This is a genomic window from Paenibacillus sp. Aloe-11 (assembly GCF_000245715.1).
In the GTDB taxonomy this organism is placed as follows: Bacteria; Bacillota; Bacilli; order Paenibacillales; family Paenibacillaceae; genus Paenibacillus; species Paenibacillus kribbensis.
The window spans coordinates 21,603-39,090 of record NZ_JH601037.1; the positions used below are offsets into that span (position 1 = coordinate 21,603).

Annotated in this window: 18 protein-coding genes; all 18 read left to right on the forward strand. The window is 48.0% G+C overall.

What is annotated here, in order from left to right; all coding sequences use genetic code 11:
* On the forward strand, positions 1 to 538 hold a 538-nt coding region (locus WG8_RS27570; RefSeq protein WP_007428047.1), incomplete at its 5' end, for an anthranilate synthase component I family protein.
* Positions 539 to 543: 5 nt separating this feature from the next.
* A complete protein-coding gene (gene pabA / locus WG8_RS00280) occupies positions 544 to 1,119 on the forward strand; it encodes an aminodeoxychorismate/anthranilate synthase component II (protein WP_007428048.1) in 576 nt (191 codons plus the stop codon).
* A gap of 3 nt (positions 1,120 to 1,122) precedes the next feature.
* Complete coding sequence (locus tag WG8_RS00285) at positions 1,123 to 2,019, forward strand: aminotransferase class IV (protein ID WP_007428049.1); 897 nt, start codon at positions 1,123 to 1,125, stop codon at positions 2,017 to 2,019.
* Positions 2,016 to 2,882: a dihydropteroate synthase gene (gene folP, locus WG8_RS00290; protein ID WP_007428050.1), complete on the forward strand. Its 867-nt coding sequence runs from the start codon at positions 2,016 to 2,018 to the stop codon at positions 2,880 to 2,882. The genes WG8_RS00285 and folP overlap by 4 nt, the downstream gene beginning before the upstream one ends.
* Positions 2,883 to 3,292: 410 nt before the next feature.
* The gene (gene folB / locus WG8_RS00295) at positions 3,293 to 3,655 is read left to right on the forward strand and encodes a dihydroneopterin aldolase (RefSeq protein WP_007428051.1); all 363 of its coding nucleotides are present in this window, start codon (positions 3,293 to 3,295) and stop codon (positions 3,653 to 3,655) included.
* 8 nt (positions 3,656 to 3,663) lie between these two features.
* On the forward strand, positions 3,664 to 4,221 hold the full coding sequence (gene folK / locus WG8_RS00300) for a 2-amino-4-hydroxy-6-hydroxymethyldihydropteridine diphosphokinase (protein WP_007428052.1): 558 nt from the start codon (positions 3,664 to 3,666) through the stop codon (positions 4,219 to 4,221).
* A complete protein-coding gene (locus WG8_RS00305; protein WP_179031160.1) occupies positions 4,164 to 4,364 on the forward strand; it encodes a helix-turn-helix domain-containing protein in 201 nt (66 codons plus the stop codon). The genes folK and WG8_RS00305 overlap by 58 nt, the downstream gene beginning before the upstream one ends.
* Positions 4,365 to 4,410: 46 nt before the next feature.
* The gene (gene dusB / locus WG8_RS00310; protein WP_007428054.1) at positions 4,411 to 5,439 is read left to right on the forward strand and encodes a tRNA dihydrouridine synthase DusB; all 1,029 of its coding nucleotides are present in this window, start codon (positions 4,411 to 4,413) and stop codon (positions 5,437 to 5,439) included.
* A 214-nt stretch (positions 5,440 to 5,653) separates the two neighbouring features.
* Entirely contained in the window at positions 5,654 to 6,130 is a 477-nt protein-coding gene (gene greA / locus WG8_RS00315) for a transcription elongation factor GreA (protein WP_007428055.1), read from the forward strand.
* A gap of 110 nt (positions 6,131 to 6,240) precedes the next feature.
* Entirely contained in the window at positions 6,241 to 7,761 is a 1,521-nt protein-coding gene (gene lysS / locus WG8_RS00320; protein ID WP_007428056.1) for a lysine--tRNA ligase, read from the forward strand.
* A 95-nt stretch (positions 7,762 to 7,856) separates the two neighbouring features.
* Positions 7,857 to 9,194 carry a TrkH family potassium uptake protein gene (locus WG8_RS00325; RefSeq protein WP_007428057.1) on the forward strand — a complete coding sequence of 446 codons (1,338 nt, stop codon included), beginning with the start codon at positions 7,857 to 7,859 and terminating at the stop codon, positions 9,192 to 9,194.
* Positions 9,195 to 9,481: 287 nt separating this feature from the next.
* Positions 9,482 to 10,009 (forward strand): hypothetical protein, encoded by a 528-nt coding sequence (locus tag WG8_RS00330; RefSeq protein ID WP_007428058.1) that lies wholly within the window; start codon positions 9,482 to 9,484, stop codon positions 10,007 to 10,009.
* 549 nt (positions 10,010 to 10,558) lie between these two features.
* On the forward strand, positions 10,559 to 11,329 hold the full coding sequence (fabI, locus tag WG8_RS00340) for an enoyl-ACP reductase FabI (protein ID WP_007428059.1): 771 nt from the start codon (positions 10,559 to 10,561) through the stop codon (positions 11,327 to 11,329).
* Positions 11,330 to 11,341: 12 nt separating this feature from the next.
* On the forward strand, positions 11,342 to 12,802 hold the full coding sequence (locus WG8_RS00345) for a class I adenylate-forming enzyme family protein (RefSeq protein ID WP_007428060.1): 1,461 nt from the start codon (positions 11,342 to 11,344) through the stop codon (positions 12,800 to 12,802).
* Positions 12,803 to 12,859: 57 nt separating this feature from the next.
* On the forward strand, positions 12,860 to 14,083 hold the full coding sequence (locus WG8_RS00350; protein ID WP_007428061.1) for an aldehyde dehydrogenase family protein: 1,224 nt from the start codon (positions 12,860 to 12,862) through the stop codon (positions 14,081 to 14,083).
* The gene (locus WG8_RS00355; RefSeq protein ID WP_007428062.1) at positions 14,080 to 15,780 is read left to right on the forward strand and encodes a thiamine pyrophosphate-binding protein; all 1,701 of its coding nucleotides are present in this window, start codon (positions 14,080 to 14,082) and stop codon (positions 15,778 to 15,780) included. The genes WG8_RS00350 and WG8_RS00355 overlap by 4 nt, the downstream gene beginning before the upstream one ends.
* Before the next feature lie 23 nt (positions 15,781 to 15,803).
* Positions 15,804 to 17,045 carry a beta-ketoacyl-ACP synthase II gene (fabF, locus tag WG8_RS00360; RefSeq protein ID WP_007428063.1) on the forward strand — a complete coding sequence of 414 codons (1,242 nt, stop codon included), beginning with the start codon at positions 15,804 to 15,806 and terminating at the stop codon, positions 17,043 to 17,045.
* Positions 17,046 to 17,049: 4 nt separating this feature from the next.
* Complete coding sequence (locus tag WG8_RS00365; RefSeq protein WP_007428064.1) at positions 17,050 to 17,457, forward strand: 3-hydroxyacyl-ACP dehydratase FabZ family protein; 408 nt, start codon at positions 17,050 to 17,052, stop codon at positions 17,455 to 17,457.
* Positions 17,458 to 17,488 lie beyond the last annotated feature (31 nt).

Genomic DNA, 17,488 nt, shown 5'->3' on the forward strand with positions numbered 1-17,488 from the left:
TGCCGAATTGTTGTCGAGTGAAAAAGAACGTGCCGAGCACATTATGCTCGTTGATTTGGAACGTAACGATATCGGACGGATTGCCGAATATGGCTCGGTACATGTACCTGAGCTGCTGACTGTCGAATATTATTCGCATGTGATGCACCTGGTTTCTCAGGTTGAAGGCAAATTAGCCCCCGGTCGTACGGCCATAGATGTGATTGCCGCTACCTTCCCGGGCGGGACCATTACCGGAGCACCCAAGGTGCGCACGATGGAAATCATTGAAGAATTAGAGCCTGTCCGTCGAGGTCCTTATACAGGATCGCTTGGATGGATTGACTATAACGGGAATATGGAATTAAATATTATAATAAGAACGCTAGCTGTCAAAGGCAGCACTGCCTATTTACAGACAGGCGCGGGTATTGTTATTGATTCAGACCCGTACAGGGAATATCGGGAATGTCGGAACAAGGCCAGAGCTGTCATGAAGGCGGTACAATGTGGTGAAGAAGAAGCTGCTTTGAACAAGAGCGGTATCCTAGGAGGGTGAGTCGTATGATTTTGGTGATTGATAATTATGATTCGTTTACGTACAATCTTGTTCAATATTTGGGTGAGCTTGGCGAAGAAGTAACCGTAAAGCGGAATGATGAGATTGATGTGAAAGGCATAGAAGAGCTGGCACCAGAGCATATTTTGATCTCGCCGGGTCCATGCACACCGAACGAGGCGGGAATATCATTGGATGTGATCCGTCATTTTAAAGGTCGTATCCCGATTTTCGGCGTATGCCTCGGCCACCAGGCCATCGGACAGGCTTTTGGCGGTAAGGTGATCCGGGCTGAACGGCTCATGCACGGTAAAACATCACCAATTCTCCATCACAATAATTCGGTATTCGAAGGCTTGCCATCACCGTTCACAGCGACCCGGTATCATTCGCTGCTGGTGGAGCGCGAGAGCCTGCCTGAATGTCTAGAAATTACCGCTGAAACCGCAGAAGGTGAAATTATGGGTTTGCGGCATAAAGAATTCGCCGTAGAAGGAGTCCAGTTCCATCCCGAATCCATTATTACCGACTACGGGCATCAATTGTTGCGCAATTTCCTAAAACGTAAGGTAGGCGTCTGATTCATGAAATATATCGGAGTCAACGGCGTCCTCACGGAAGCCGCAAAAGCCGTGATTCACGTAAGTGATCACGGCTTTTTATACGGGATGGGCTTGTTTGAAACGTTTCGCACCTACAAAGGTGTTCCATTTTTACTGGATCGGCACCTGCATAGACTGGCGGAAGGCTGCCGCATGCTCGGCATTCCTTTTCAACCGGACGAGGAGCGGCTTACGAGACAAATCCAGGGTCTGATGGTGGCAAATGGACTGGACGAAGCCTATATCCGCTACACCGTATCGGCGGGTGAAGAGGTGCTAGGCTTGCCATCCGGTGACTACACGCGGCCCAACCATATTTTGTTCGCCAAGCCATTGCCTTCTGCAAATACACAGGTCGGGGGATCGGCCCCCCCATCGGCGCTTCAACTGCTGCGAACCCCGAGAAACACACCAGAGGGTGAGATTCGTTTAAAATCACTCCATTATATGAACAATATTCTTGCAAAACGTGAGCTTCAGCAGTACGCCGCAGCCGTCCAGTATAAGGCCGAAGGCATGATGCTTGCAGCCAATGGTTTTCTGGCAGAGGGGATGGTCAGCAACCTGTTTTTTGTGCGACATGGTACGCTGTATACGCCGGACCTGTCTACAGGCATTCTGCCAGGCATTACACGCGAGCTTATTTTGGAGCTGGCAGAAGCACAAGGCATTCCCTATGAGCAAGGGCTGTACCGTTGGGATGAGCTGCAGCAGGCTGATGAAATTTTTATGACCAACTCGATACAAGAAATACGGCCTGTCCATCTGCTGCTGGAGCCGGACGGAACGATGCACCACGTACCGGATTCCTTGGCACAGAGCGGGTCCATAACAGGCTTGCTGTTGCGCGATTATAGACAGAAAGCAGGGATCAAGTGAACATACCAACTCTTTATCAACGCAGCTATCGCATGGGGGATGCTGAGCTTACGCTCGGACAAGCCACACAGATCATGGGTATACTGAACGTGACTCCGGATTCATTTTCCGATGGGGGAAAGTATCATAGTCCGGAGCTGGCTGTTTCACATGCCTTAAAGCTGGTGGAGGATGGAGCCGATGTGATTGACATTGGCGGAGAATCTACACGCCCGGGTCACGAACCAGTAGATGTGGAAGAGGAGCTGGCCCGGGTCATTCCGGTCATCCAGGCAATCCACCGCACCGCACCGCACATTCCGTTGTCTGTGGATACTTACAAAGCCGAGGTCGCCCGGCAGGCACTTGAAGCGGGGGCCCATATCATTAATGATGTGTGGGGGTTTAAGGCAGACCCCGACATGGCGCGTGTCGCTGCAGAGTTCGATTGTCCAGTCATTTTGATGCATAATCGTCGTGATCGCAACTATAGCGATTTGGTATCCGATATGCTGGCTGATTTAAAAGAAAGCATCAGCTTGGCACTGGATGCAGGTGTACGCGAGGAACAGATCATCTTGGACCCAGGCATCGGCTTTGCCAAGGATTACGATGAAAATATTCATGCCATGACTTCTCTCGACGCATTGAGTCAGCTAGGCTTTCCGCTATTGTTGGCTACGTCGCGCAAAAGATTTATCCGTACAGCACTCGATTTGCCTGTAGATGATGTGGTGGAGGGTACAGCGGCTACGGTTGCCTTTGGCATTGCTCAAGGGTGCCAGATGGTGCGTGTACACGATGTGGCGCAAATCAAGCGCACGGTACGTATGTGTGATGCGATGGTGTACGGGTCTAAAAATCCACTGAATTATGGTGGGTAAAGCCCGCTTCATGAATGATTTGATCCTGCGATCGCTGTTGCAACGGGATTCTTTGGATTATTAAACCATGTAGAGGTAAGAATCCCGTTGCAAAGGCGAGCGCTCCGCTTCTCCGGATTCAAATCCTTCATTACGCTACTACCAGCATAAAGTCACTGTATTTTCAGAAAATAATTTATTATATATAAGTTAAACTCGAAAAATGCACATTAAAACGGAGTAGGCGGAATGGTGCTGTACAAGCGAAGCGGTCGCTTTTGTCCCCGGATTTCCACCTTGATAGGCTTTATTCAAGAAATCCGGGGGCGGTGGCGATGGGAAGCACCATCCGACTGCGCAGTGGCACGATATGAAACTTTTAAGTTGAGCTTATATAGAAAAAATCAAATAAAAGCAGGGGGCTATCCACGATGGATAAAATGGTCTTGCATCGCATGGAGTATTACGGGTATCACGGCGTTTTTCCCGAGGAACGTAAGCTGGGACAGCGTTTCTACATTGATTTGGAATTGGAGCTTGATCTGCGTGAGGCGGGCGAGCAGGACGCATTGGACAAAACGGTAAATTACGCTGAGGTACATTACACCGTTAAAGATATTGTAGAAAAGGAATCTTACCAATTGATTGAAGCTTTGGGCGAACGTATTGCATCTTCTCTACTGGACACTTATACTAGTGTAAATGCACTGACTGTCAAAGTCACAAAGCCGCATCCGCCGTTTGATATTCATTTTGAGGGCGTGACGGTTGAGCTTTATCGCGCAAGAAAGTAGGAACGTACATGAACGCACATTCGACCTCTGAGGCATCAGAGGCTTATATTGCTTTAGGGGCTAATTTGGGGGAGCGTGAGCATACCCTGTATGAAGCTATCACGGCGCTGGACGAACATCCGGGTATACGGGTGCTGCGTTGCTCCAGCCTGTACGAGACAGAACCTGTCGGGTATCTGGATCAGCCTTCTTTTTTGAATATGGCGCCAGCCGTAGCTACAACACTTGCGCCTGAGGAGCTTCTGGCTTTTATGCTGGAGGTGGAAAGTCGTCTGGGTAGAGTAAGGCATATTCCTAACGGTCCGCGTACGATTGATCTGGACTTGTTATGGATGGAAGCCGCACAGCTGGTTACACCGGATTTGGAACTTCCTCATCCCCGCATGTTGGAGCGTGCTTTTGTGCTTGTGCCATTGGCTGACATCGTTCCGAACCAAGATCCATCCGGTCTGTACAGTATCGTGCATACTGCATTGAATTCATTGGGTGGAAAGGATGGCATACAGTTTTGGAAAACATGCAGCTGGCGCAACGGCTCCGCGCCTTCCGAAAGCTTAAAGGATTGACACAGCAGGAGTTGGCTAAACGAACCGGCATATCCTTGGCCGTATTGGGTGCTGTGGAGCGAGGCAATCGTTCGTTGGAGCCTGACATGTTGAGCATTATTGCCCAAACGCTAGAAATTGAAGTCCGGGAACTGACGGAATAACGATAAGTGTACGATATATATAGAAGGCATAAAGGAGTGAACAGGTATGTTGAAAATCGGCGGTATTGAAATGAAAAACCAAGTTGTGCTGGCTCCGATGGCGGGCGTGTGCAACCCTGCCTTTCGCCTGATTGCCAAGGAATTCGGTACAGGTCTGGTATGTGCAGAAATGGTTAGTGATAAGGCGATTATTCACGGGAATAAACGTACGCGCGAGATGCTGTTTGTGGATGAGCGTGAGAAGCCGCTTAGCCTGCAAATTTTCGGGGGAGACCGTGAGTCCTTGGTGGAGGCGGCGAAGGTCGTAGATCAGGAGACGAACGCGGATATTATTGACATTAATATGGGCTGCCCGGTTCCCAAGGTGACCAAATGTGATGCAGGTGCTCGTTGGCTGCTTGATCCAAATAAGATTTATGAAATGGTATCTGCTGTAGTGGAGTCCGTAAGCAAGCCGGTGACGGTGAAAATGCGCATCGGTTGGGATAGCGAGCATATTTATGCCGTAGAGAACGCCCGCGCCGTAGAACGGGCTGGAGGTCAGGCCGTCAGCGTACATGGCCGCACACGGGAGCAGCTGTATACGGGGCATGCGAACTGGGATATTATAAAAGAGGTTAAAGAAGCAGTTTCTATCCCTGTAATTGGGAATGGCGACGTGGCATCACCGGAAGATGCCCGCCGCATGCTGGATTTGACCAATTGTGATGGCGTGATGATCGGACGCGGCGCTCTGGGTAACCCGTGGATGCTGTACCGTACGATTGAATATTTGCAAACAGGTAAGCTTTTGCCTGATCCATCACCGGAAGAAAAAATCCGTATTGCCATTCTGCATATGGACCGTCTGGTGTCACTGAAAGGTGAAGCCGTGGCCGTCCGCGAAATGCGCAAGCATCTGGCGTGGTACCTTAAAGGACTAAAAGGCTCTGCGCGCATTAAAGACGTCATTATGGAAGAAACCAAACGTGATGATATGGTGCGTATTTTGGATCAATTTGTATCTCAATTGCACATGGTAGAAAACGATGAGCCTTCTGCCGGCGCTGCTTCTCCTGCCGCTGTTGCGCAATAATGAAGTCGTTTCTCCCTTTGTGAACGATTGACTTTTCCAATTGCTTGCCCTATAATCGTTCAGTATAAAATCTTGATGTATGCTACTAATCGTATGCAGCTTTTAAGACAACAGCAGGAAATGTTCTCATTCCCTCAGAGTGGCATATGATGTTTTGAAAGCGTGCATTCCGATGCACTTTTAAACTTTTCCCATGACAGGAGAATCGGTTAAGATGAGCGATAAAGAAGTCATTCTGACACAGGAAGGCCTTAGAAAGCTCGAAGATGAGCTTGAGAACTTAAAGTCTGTCAAACGCCGCGAAGTGGCGGAACGGATTAAGGTAGCCATCGGATACGGGGATATCAGTGAGAACTCCGAGTATGAGGATGCAAAGAACGAGCAGGCTTTTATTGAAGGCCGTATCATTACACTGGAAAAAATGCTACGCAATGCCCGCATTATCAATAGTGATGAAATTGACACCGATGTTGTGGGAGTAGGCGCAACTGTAACCGTTGAAGATTTGGAATTTGGAGATATAACAGAATATGCGATCGTCGGTTCCGCTGAATCGGATCCGCTTCAGAACAAAATTTCCAATGAAAGTCCGGTTGGCAAGGCAATTCTTGGCAAGAAAAAAGGAACTGTTGTGGATGTAACCGTTCCAGCAGGTGTTATTCAATATAAAATTGTGGATATCAAGAAATAAGAAACGGACCTTGGAATTAAATGCAAAAGCTTCCACAAGGAAGCTTTTTTTCTCTACACCCGGACGGACCCCGGCCCGTTTACTCATAATGAAGGAGCTGATTTAGCACCATGTCGGATGAAACTACGAATCAGGAATCACAGGAAAATCGCGAGGAATTAAGTGAATTGTTGCAAATTCGCCGCGCCAAATTGGACGAGCTTCGCTCATTGGGCATTGATCCCTTTGGACGTAAATACATACGCACGGCTGAAGCGGGCGTACTGCTAAGCAAGTATGACAGTCTGACCAAGGAAGAGCTGGAAGAAAAGAATCTTGAAGTTAGCATTGCAGGCCGTATCATGGCCAAACGGGTGATGGGTAAAGCCAGCTTTGCTCATATACAGGATCTCAGCGGACGTATTCAAATTTATGTTCGTCAAGACAGTGTACCAGAAGAGCAGTATAAAGCATTCAGTATTTTGGATCTGGGCGATATTGTCGGTATTAAGGGTGTGCTGTTCAAAACCAAAACGGGAGAAACTACGATCAAGGCGCTGGATATTGTGGTCTTGTCCAAGTCCCTGTATCCATTACCGGAAAAATATCATGGTCTGAAGGATGTTGAGCTGCGATACCGTCAGCGTTATGTTGATCTGGTTATGAACCCGGAAGTACAAAAAACATTTATTACGCGGTCTCGCATTATTCAATCCATGCGCCGTTATTTGGACTCGCTCGGTTATTTGGAAGTTGAGACTCCCACGTTGCATTCCATTGCCGGCGGGGCGGCGGCGAAGCCATTTATTACGCACCATAATGCATTGGACATGCAGCTTTATATGCGTATTGCCATTGAGCTTCATCTGAAACGACTGATTGTCGGCGGAATGGAGAAAGTATATGAGATCGGACGCGTATACCGTAATGAAGGTGTTTCCACACGCCACAACCCTGAGTTTACAATGATTGAGCTGTATGAAGCGTATGCCGACTACAAGGATATCATGCAATTAACGGAAAACATGGTCGCTCATATTGCGCAGGAAGTGCTTGGCACACAACACATTCAGTATCAAGGTCATGAAGTGGATTTGACACCGCAATGGCGCAGAGTGTCGATGGTGGATGCTGTTAAAGAAGTAACAGGCGTGGATTTTGGAGCACACCTGAGTAATGAAGAAGCTCATCGCCTTGCGAAGGAGCATAACGTAAAGGTAGAGCCGCATATGACCTTTGGCCATATCCTGAACGCTTTCTTTGAAGAATTCGTAGAAGAAACGCTCATTCAGCCGACCTTTATTACAGGTCATCCGGTTGAAATCTCGCCGCTGGCGAAGAGAAATGAGCAAGATCCGCGCTTTACGGATCGTTTTGAGCTGTTCGTGGTAGCTCGTGAGCATGCAAATGCATTCACCGAGCTGAATGACCCGATTGACCAACGCCAGCGTTTTGAAGCACAATTGCTGGAACGTGAGCATGGCAATGATGAGGCTCATGAAATGGATGATGATTTTATCCGTGCATTGGAATATGGTATGCCGCCGACAGGCGGGCTGGGTATCGGCATCGACCGTTTGGTTATGTTGCTGACAGATGCGCCGTCCATTCGCGACGTGCTGCTTTTCCCGCATATGCGTAACGTACAGTAGAATAACATAACATTATGAATATAGAGGATCAGCCGGGCTTCTTTCCCGTGTCTTGTTCCTCTTTTTCATAAGAATGGATGGAGAGAGTATTTCTAATGAAACGCAGCGTCAAGCTTGCCCGGTTTGCATCGCCTCCTTTTATATTGGTCATCGGATATTTGCTGATTATTGCATTAGGCACTTTGCTGCTGATGCTTCCTATTTCCAATCATAGTGGACATGCTCCGCATTGGATTGATTCGCTGTTTACGTCTGTTTCGGCTGCTTGTGTTACCGGATTGGTCGTGGTGGACGTGAATTCAACCTATACGATGTTTGGAGAAACCGTCATTATGGTGCTGATGCAGTTGGGTGGGCTGGGTTTTATGACCCTGGCGACCTTGTTTGCATTGTTGCTGGGGCGACGATTGTCGCTGAAGGATCGGCTGCTGCTAAAGGAAGCGATTAATGCCGACAGCATGGAAGGAATTGTGCGCATTATTCGCAAGGTGCTGATCTTCTCTTTTACCATTGAGGCGATAGCTGCCATAGTTATGGCTTTGCGGTGGATGAGGGAGATGCCTGTCGGACAAGCGATATACTACGGAATATTCCACTCGGTATCTCTTTTTAATAACGGGGGCTTTGATTTGTTTGGGAGCAGCTTCCAACAGTATGCTGGAGATTTTGTATTCAATATGATTGCATCTGTGCTTGTCATTTCAGGGGGATTGGGTTTCCTTGTACTGAGTGATCTGTTCGATTTTCGCCGCACCCGGAGACTGAGTCTTCATTCCAAAATGGTGCTAAGTGTGTCGGGTGCGCTTATTGTGATCGGAGCACTTGTTATATTCATTTTTGAGTTTACCAATGCTCGTACCCTGGGCTCGTTGAATTGGGAGGGGAAATTGTACGCTTCTGTCTTTCAATCCGTATCTACACGATCCTCAGGAACAAGCACAGTAGATATCAGTGGCTTGAGGCAGGCCAGTCAGTTCTTTATCATGCTGCTGATGATTATCGGAGCTTCGCCGGGCTCTACGGGGGGCGGAATCAAAACAACCACATTCCTACTGATGATTGGTGCATTGTTGGCCGTCATGCGAGGTCAGAAGGAAATTGTGTTCTTCCGCCATAGGGTTCCCAACGATATCATGATGCGGGCGCTGACCATTATTATACTGGCGCTTTTTATATTCTCGATTGTCGTTATGCTGCTCTTAATGACAGAGGATGCACCTTTTCTCTCCCTCGCATTCGAAGCAGCTTCCGCCATCGGAACGGTAGGGTTGTCCGTAGGAGTGACGCCGGGACTGTCTGACGCAGGCAAGCTGATCATTTGTGTGACCATGTTTATTGGTCGAATTGGTCCTCTCACGATTGCTTATGCTCTTCGTCCACGTTCGACCAAGACGCTGTACCGTCGTCCCGAAGGGCATATCGTAATTGGATAGCTTAATAGCAAGAAAAGATGCATCCGTGCTGATTGGCACGGGTGCATCTTTTTTTTTCATTAACATCATCTATTGTGCAGCATATCATGAAAAGTGTCCTACTTGAGCATAAGAGACAACAACGGCCTGAACAGATAGATTTTTGCAGAAAAATGGCTATTTGTTTCCTTTTATGTAATTATAGACAAGATACTAGGAATATTATGTATAATATTGTATGATAGTGGGCGTGAAAGGGGGGTAGCTGAGGGGAATACCAACTTCTAATTTGAAAGGAATCATCTATTATGTATTTATTTATTATTAGTGCTGAAGTTTTATTCTGGGTGTTTGTTGTTGCAGGGCTGATCGCAAGATATATGTTCGGCTTAAAGAAATTAGGCGGTCTTTTTTTACTGTGTACTCCTATTATTGATATCCTGTTACTGATAGCGGTGTTCATCACGGTGAACAGCGGTATGGAGATCACGACTGCTACTGGCCTGGCGGCCTGCTATCTTGGCATTACGGTAGCGTTTGGTCACAGGATGATTAAATGGGCGGATTTGCGGTTCTCACATTGGTTCGGCAAGGGGCCGAAGCCCGAACGCAAGTATGGCGCTGCTCATGCCAAAGAAGAAATCACGGGTTGGTTGCTTCACCTCCTGGGCTGGGCCATCGGCAACGCTTTGCTGTTCGCCATCATTGTGTATGTAGATGATCCACAGCGCACGGCTTCCTTGGAGGGTATTATGAGCACATGGGCAATCGTTCTGGTCATCGACTTTATTGTCTCCTTTAGCTATGTCCTGGCTCCAAGGAAAAAGAAGGCATAGGCTCAGAAGCAATAAGCTTCACAATTGGATGAAATAAGACAGGTCACTCAGGATGTTCAAATCGGGAGGGGCGATGATGGCAAAAAATGAAGTTGTCACTTCCGGTAGTTTGATGAGTTCGCCTTGCCTTGACAGTCACCTCATTTTTGTCTTCCACCTTTGTACTCGCATATAGATTCCTTCCGATTTGAACATCAACAAACAGAATCAGCACAGTTTTCATAAGCTGACAGACAGCATGGATTATGTGCTCTCCAGACCTTTTTAAGTAGGACCACAAGCCGACTGTTCTGGTCAAGGCTTGGGGTTTGTTTAGTCTTTTGGATGCGAATGGGGGGGCGTGGTCATAGCCAAATTCATTCACAAAATAGAATTCTCCAACTTTCATGAAGTTTCGATGAATTGTTCTATTTGCCTAAAAGGTTGCTTGTTTAACTTTGGCAACTAATATGATAATGATCCAGGAAAGATTACATATGTCTATAAATGTAGACATACCAAATTAAATTGTTCTTATGTAGAAAAATGTAAAAAAGAAAGGTGGTTTCTGTGGCAGCACTGCTGAGTGGTAAGAACATTTTGATTATGGGCGTGGCTAATAACAGGAGTATTGCCTGGGGGACAGCCCAATCTTTAGCTGCTGAAGGAGCAAGGCTCATTTTTACTTACGAAAATGAGAGGGTTGCAGATCGGGTGCAAAAGCTCGTTGCAACGATTCCGGGGTCCATGATCTGTCCCTGTAATGTACAAAGCGATGAAGAATTGGATGCACTGGCGGATTTTCTAAAGGAGAAAGTAGGCGTCCTGCATGGTTATTTTCACAGTGTTGCCTACGCTAAGGCTGAGGATTTGGATGGCCTGTTCGTCGACACTTCTCGCGAGGGATTCGCCATTGCTCAAGAAATCAGTGCCTACTCTCTGGCTGCTGTTTCCCGACGAATTTACCCACTGATGACAGAGGGTGGAAGTATCGTCAGCATGACGTATATTGGCGCAGAACGAGCGATCAAGAATTACAACGTTATGGGTGTGGCAAAGGCTTCACTGGAAGCCAGCATGCGCTATCTGTCGAACGATCTGGGTACTTATGGCATTCGTGTCAATGCGATTTCAGCAGGTCCCATACGGACTTTGGCCGCTTATGGGATTAAGGATTTTAGCACGATGCTAAAGCATATTGAAGAGACGACACCCCTGCGCAAGACGGTCGATACGTCCGAGGTTGGAGATACCGCGTTATTCCTATTTTCCCATTTATCGAGAGGCATTACGGGAGAAGTTATCCATGTTGATGCAGGATACCATATTACGGGGATGTAAGGAGGGAACGCTGTGCTTGTTACGCATACGGATTGCCGAATTATCTCACCTGAAGGGATTATGACAAGGGAGCGTCTGGAGCGAGACGTTACGATCTTCTCCCGGATGTTGGCTCTCCGAGGAGTTCCTGAAGAAGGCAGAGTGATTCTGAAAGCGGCCAATTCTTATTATTTTGTTGTGTCTCTGTTCTCCCTGTGCAACATTGCTGTTTCGGTGACTGTAGTGGACGAGCAGACTGTACTTGATGAAATAGCTCAAATTTACGACGAAGCAGGTGCCTGCTGCATCCTGACCGATTGCGATCCAGGACTTTCTCATGCATCTGTTATTTTGATTCAAGATCTAATCCAAGAAGAAGCAGTACACCCACATTGGGTTGGAGAACCGGAGATCCATGGCATCGACTTTAACAGGTGGTGCGAGAGATCGGATGCCCTCATTTTGTATTCTTCAGGTACGACGGGAAAACCCAAGGGCATCGTGAAAGCTGGATCAGCCTTCATGGACAATATCAGGCATTCCATACACGCCATGAACTACCTACCGTCTGACCATATGCTCCCTGTTGTACCGTTTTCTCACTTCTATGGTATTTCACTTATATTCTCCTGGTGGTTGACTTCATGTTCTCTCATCATCTGCAATCATAAAAACCTCTGGAGCGTCATTGCAAGTATTACGAAAGACCGGGCGACGGTCGTAGACGCTAACCCCTCTGCTTTTTACACCTTGTTGCGTATGTTAAACCGAAAACCCGAACAACTGGAAATGGTCAAGGAATCTCCAGTGCGCATGTGGTGCGTAGGCGGTTCCCCACTTACTCAAGACCTCGAAGAGAAATTTAACAATATATTTGGACAGCCTCTGCTGAATGGTTACGGCCTTTCTGAACTAGGCAACGTTACACTAGGGACGCTGGAATGTCCGAAGGGTTGCGGCAAACCGTTGCCTGGTGTAAACCTGAAAATACTGGATACTGCTGGCAACCAGCAGGCGGACGGCAACGTAGGCGAAGTGTGGATACACAGTGCCGGATGCATGGAAGGTTACCTGAATCGTCCAGACCTGACGAAGTCCGTTCTACAAGACGGCTGGTTCAAGACGGGCGATCTGGGCTATCTGGATGACGAAATGCTGTATGTCATTGGCCGCAACGGCAAGACGGTCAACCGGATGGGCTATATGGTATCTCCAGTCTATATCGAGGACCGGATGGGTTCGCTAGGTTACCGATCCTGCGTGATCACCTTGGAAGACGAGGCTAAAGGAACGCTGCTTATTGCATTCATCGAAGGCGAATCCCCACAGTCCTTGTCTATACTCCGCAAAGAGATGAATCGGGTACTTCCTTCATACATGTTTCCCGATCTTTTGCTTCCGCTCGCCCATTTTCCTTTAAATCGCAATGGAAAAGTAGATCGGCTGGAGATGGAGCGCATTGCCCTGGAGAAAGTTGCTTCTCGCAAAGTGTAAGTGTTGAAGAAACAAAATATTTACCAAAAATCGCATAAAGGAAAGGGAGAATGCATCATGAGTATGAATCCGGAACTAGCAAAAAACACGCTTTTTTTGGAAAGGCATGAAGCAATTCTGAAGTGCCTCAATTATTTGATTGAGAATCGGCAGGAAGTAATGGACATTCTCACGCAATTTTCATCTTATCGGGCCGCCAATGCAGAAATTGATTCTACGATCCTCACGCTCCAAGGTGCTTTGCAGGAAGTGCAGACCTATCAGCCGAGCTGGCAGCATTCTATGGCTGTGTTTATGCCTTCCAACGTTATTTTGTACTCCTATGCATTATACCTCTTGATTCCGTCCCTGTACGTTGAGCAAATAGACTTTCGTCCTTCCTCTCACGTAAACGAGTACGTCAGCATGCTGCACGAAAAGCTCCAGGCTGTACATGGATTACCCATCTATATTCGTAAGGTCAGCCAGAGAGTTTTCATGGAAAATTCGGTTATGCCGGCTGATATTGTGGTGTTCACCGGGAGCTATGTCAATGCGGAGAAGATCAAAAAACAAATCCGAAAAGACCAGCTCTACATCTTCTATGGACAAGGCATCAACCCTTTCGTCATCGGACCCGATGCCGATCTGGAACTGGCGGTTACCGATGTGATCCGAATGAGACTGTTCAACTCTGGACAGGACTGCCTGGGGCCCGACATCATTCTGGTACACCAAGATGTGACGGAAAATTTCAAAAACCTGCTGATTATGCGGCTTGACCAACTTGTGTTTGGAGCCAACGATGATCCGAATGCGAACTATTCCCCTATTTTCTATAAAGACGCGCTGAACTCTGTTTCTGAATATTTTAATACGAACGATAAGTTTATTATTTACGGCGGCGGCATTGATTTCCGTACGAAAAAGATGGAGCCAACGGTTGTATATAGCGAATTAGATCAGGATTTGGAGATTATTGAGTATTTTTCACCGGTCTTCAATGTGGTTAGCTACCGGGATGACGAGCAACTGATCAAGCGTATTTCATCCAGTTATTTCAGTGAACGTGCGATGGGCTGCAGCTTGTACGGATCTAATCACCTGGCGGACGTACTTCGAAAGAAGCACACGCTGACTATTAATCAGACGCTTGAGGATGTGGACCAGGGCAATAAGCCATTTGGCGGCTACGGCACGATGTCGAATTATATTTTTCACGATTTTAAGCTTGTCTCAAAGCCCATTTTGATCTCCGAAATTGTTGCAGAATACTTGTCGGAAAAGAGGAGTTTGGTATGACTGCGAGCTTATTCCCCTGGGATGCCATCATTGACTACTTAAAATCGGCCGGTGTTCGTCATCTCTTTGGATTACCTAGTGATGATCTCAAAATTGTATCGTCACTCCCTTCGTCCGGGATGGATTTCATTTTGTGCAAAGATCAGCGTAATGCTGTGTTCATGGCAGCAGGCTATGCGCTCACAACCAACCAGATGTCTGTATGTGTTGTGGGTAAAGGGCCTGCGCTCAGTAATACACTTACGGGGCTGCTGGAAGCGAAGAACCTTGGTGCTCCGCTTTTGCTTTTGGCGCTTGGCACCGGAGGAGACAAGCTGGGTACCCGGTCCTTTCAGGAAGCCGATCAAATCTCACTCGTGAAGCCGCTCGTCAAATGGGCTTACCGTGTCGAGCATGTGGATCGGCTTGTATGGGCGATGGAGCGGGCAGCTTTCTTGGCCATCAATGGAGCCCCAGGTCCTGTCTATATTGAACTGCCCGAAAATCTGATGGACCAGCCTGTGCCGACAGGGCTTCCGTTTGCCCCACCAGAAAAACTTACGTGCTCTCCGTCTCTTCGGGAGCTGGATGCGGCATGGAAGATTATAAAGACGGCGCGCAGGCCCCTCATTCTAGTCGGAGGCGGAATGAAGTCAGGGACAAGCGATGTCATCGAACGGTTCGCTAACCAACATGGAGCGGCCTTGTTCGCAACCGCCTCGGGACGGAGCGTAGTGGATGAAGATCACGAACTCTTCTGTGGTGTCGCTGGACTCTACACGGATATCAACTTGAGGCAAATCTGGGAGAAATCTGATGTAGTGATCACGCTGGGCAGCCGATTGGAAGAAACGGCTACGTTCGAGTGGGATATTCTGCTGCAGGATACGCCTTTAATTCAAGTCAATGTAGAGCTAGAGGATTTTGCACACGAATACAGGGGTGTCAAAGTGCTTGGGGATGGATATGCCGCAGTGGAGCAATGGCATGATCGGCTAGGGCAGAAGCCTGATGGAGAATGGCTTGAAATGATCAAGAGCTGTAAAGAGAAGGCTTTTTCTCAACGGGCCATTTATCTGGAAAAGTTGAAAAAGGCTCCTGGAATCCACGTGCCAGAGCTGTTGGAAATGATTCAGACGGAGTTCCCTGAAAACCTGGTGCTTCTTCAAGAGAATGGATTGCAGGATATGTGGTCCTACTTTTATCCATATTTTCGCTTTACGTACGGTTCTCTTTCGATTGTTCCCAGTGATCAAACGAGTCTTGGATTCGGTGCGGCCGCTGCCCTGGGAGCAAGTGTGGCAACAGAATTTCCAGTAGTGGCCCTTGTGGGCGACGGTGCGTTCAATCTCTTCTGTTCGGATTTTATGACGGCGGTAGAGTATCAAATACCGTTAATCTATCTCGTCCTCAATAACGGCGGCTATGGTTGGTTGCAGAATCAGATGAATTATAAGCAACTCTCAGGGCAGTCCCTTCCATTTGTTTCTGAGGCGGCCAAGACAGGAATTCAAATTCCCCGGTATGAGTTTGTCGAGAGTCTGGCAATCCGGAGCAAGGGGGAGGCCCGGGAACAGCTTCAGCTTGCTTGGCAAAAGTATCAGGAGAACAAGCTTGTGATCGTCGAGGTATATGCTGACCTTGCGGATGTGCATGAAAAAATCAGTCATGTGTATGGCGACTTTCCTCTCTACGAGCAGCAGGCTTCCAAGAATTAATTTCAGCGAAGGACGTGGGTACAGTGAGAAGACGTGTTGTAGTGACAGGACAGGGAGTCGTAACGCCGGTCGGGCATAATCTTGCAGATTTCTGGAATTCACTGTTGGAAGGGAAGAGCGGCATCGGACCTGTCACTTCTTTTGATACAGCAGACATTCCGACAAAGATTGGTGCACAGGTCATGGGCTTTGATCCGTTGCAATATATGAGCAAGAAGGAAGCTAATAAAGTCGCACAGTTTACTCAGTTTGCCTTGGCGGCTGCCCGGCAGGCAGTCGAACAATCGAAATTAGTGATTGACGAGCGGAATGCAGGTCGCGTGGGTGTTATTGTCGGTTCTGGAGCAGGCGGTCTCGACGTCATAGAGGAGAACTATGGAAAATTAACAAAGCTTGGTCCCAAAAGGGTTTCTCCTTATTTTGTTTCCTCCATGATGATCAATTCAGCGCCTGGTGAAATATCCATTGCGATCGGAGCCAAGGGACCTTCATTTGCTGTGGTTACGGCTTGCGCCACAGGAAGTAATGCCATTGGCGAAGCATTGCGTACGATCCAGTACGGCACGGCTGATGTCGTGGTCGCTGGAGGAGCAGAAGCTAATTTTAGTCAGCTTGATTTGGCATCTTTTGCGAATATCCATGCTCTTTCCAGACGCAACGAAGAGCCGCAGAAGGCCAGTCGTCCGTTTGATGTGGACCGTGACGGATTCGTCATCGGCGGAGGAGCTGGTGTCTTGGTGCTGGAGGAACTGGAGCATGCCTTGAATCGCGGGGCTACCATTTTGGCAGAAGTTGCAGGTTACGGATGCACAACCGATGCGTATCATATCACGGCTCCAGATCCCTCGGGCTCCGGCCCGGCAGAAGCGATCAGCATCGCACTGCAGGATGGTGGCTTGACACCGCAGGAAATCGACTATATCAATGCCCATGGTACGAGTACGCCATTTAATGATCGTATGGAGATTAACGCTATTCAAAAAGTATTCGGAGAGCATGCTCCCCGTTTGGCGATATCGTCTATTAAATCCATGACAGGCCATTTAATGGGCGGTGCAGGGGCAGTCGAATTAATCGCGACTGTACAGAGCATGATCCACAGCAAAGTACCACCGACACTCAATTGCGACAACCCGGAAGCCCCTGAATTGAATTTTGTGCCGCATGTATATCAGGAACGTGAAGTCCGTGCGGCAATTAGCAACTCCTTTGGTTTCGGAGGGCACAACGTCTGTCTTGCCGTTCGCAAGTGGGAAGGGGTATAAGCCTGTGAGCGAAGAGCTAATCCATATCCCGGATGTGCTTCCGCACAGGTACCCATTTCTTCTGCTGGATGGCGTGACCGGGTACGAAACGTCGCAATGGGCAAAGGGGTACAAGTTTGTTACCTGGAGTGAATGGTTTATTACAGAGGCGAATCCATACATGCCTCCTATGCTAATCGTAGAGTCGCTCGCACAATTGGCGGCATTTGCTGCGATTGACAAAAAAGGTATTTCATATCTGACCAACCTCAATGGAGTTCGATTCCACAGCTTGGCGAAGCCAGGGGACCGAATTGATCTCTATTTTGAAGTAATCAAGCGTCGGCGGGGATATATACTTGGCAGCGGTCGCGCTTCTGTAGGCGAGCGTTTGATAGCTGAGGCGGAAGAAATTGTTTCACTTGATCAATGATCGGAAAGAGCGCAGTTAATCTGTCTTTTGT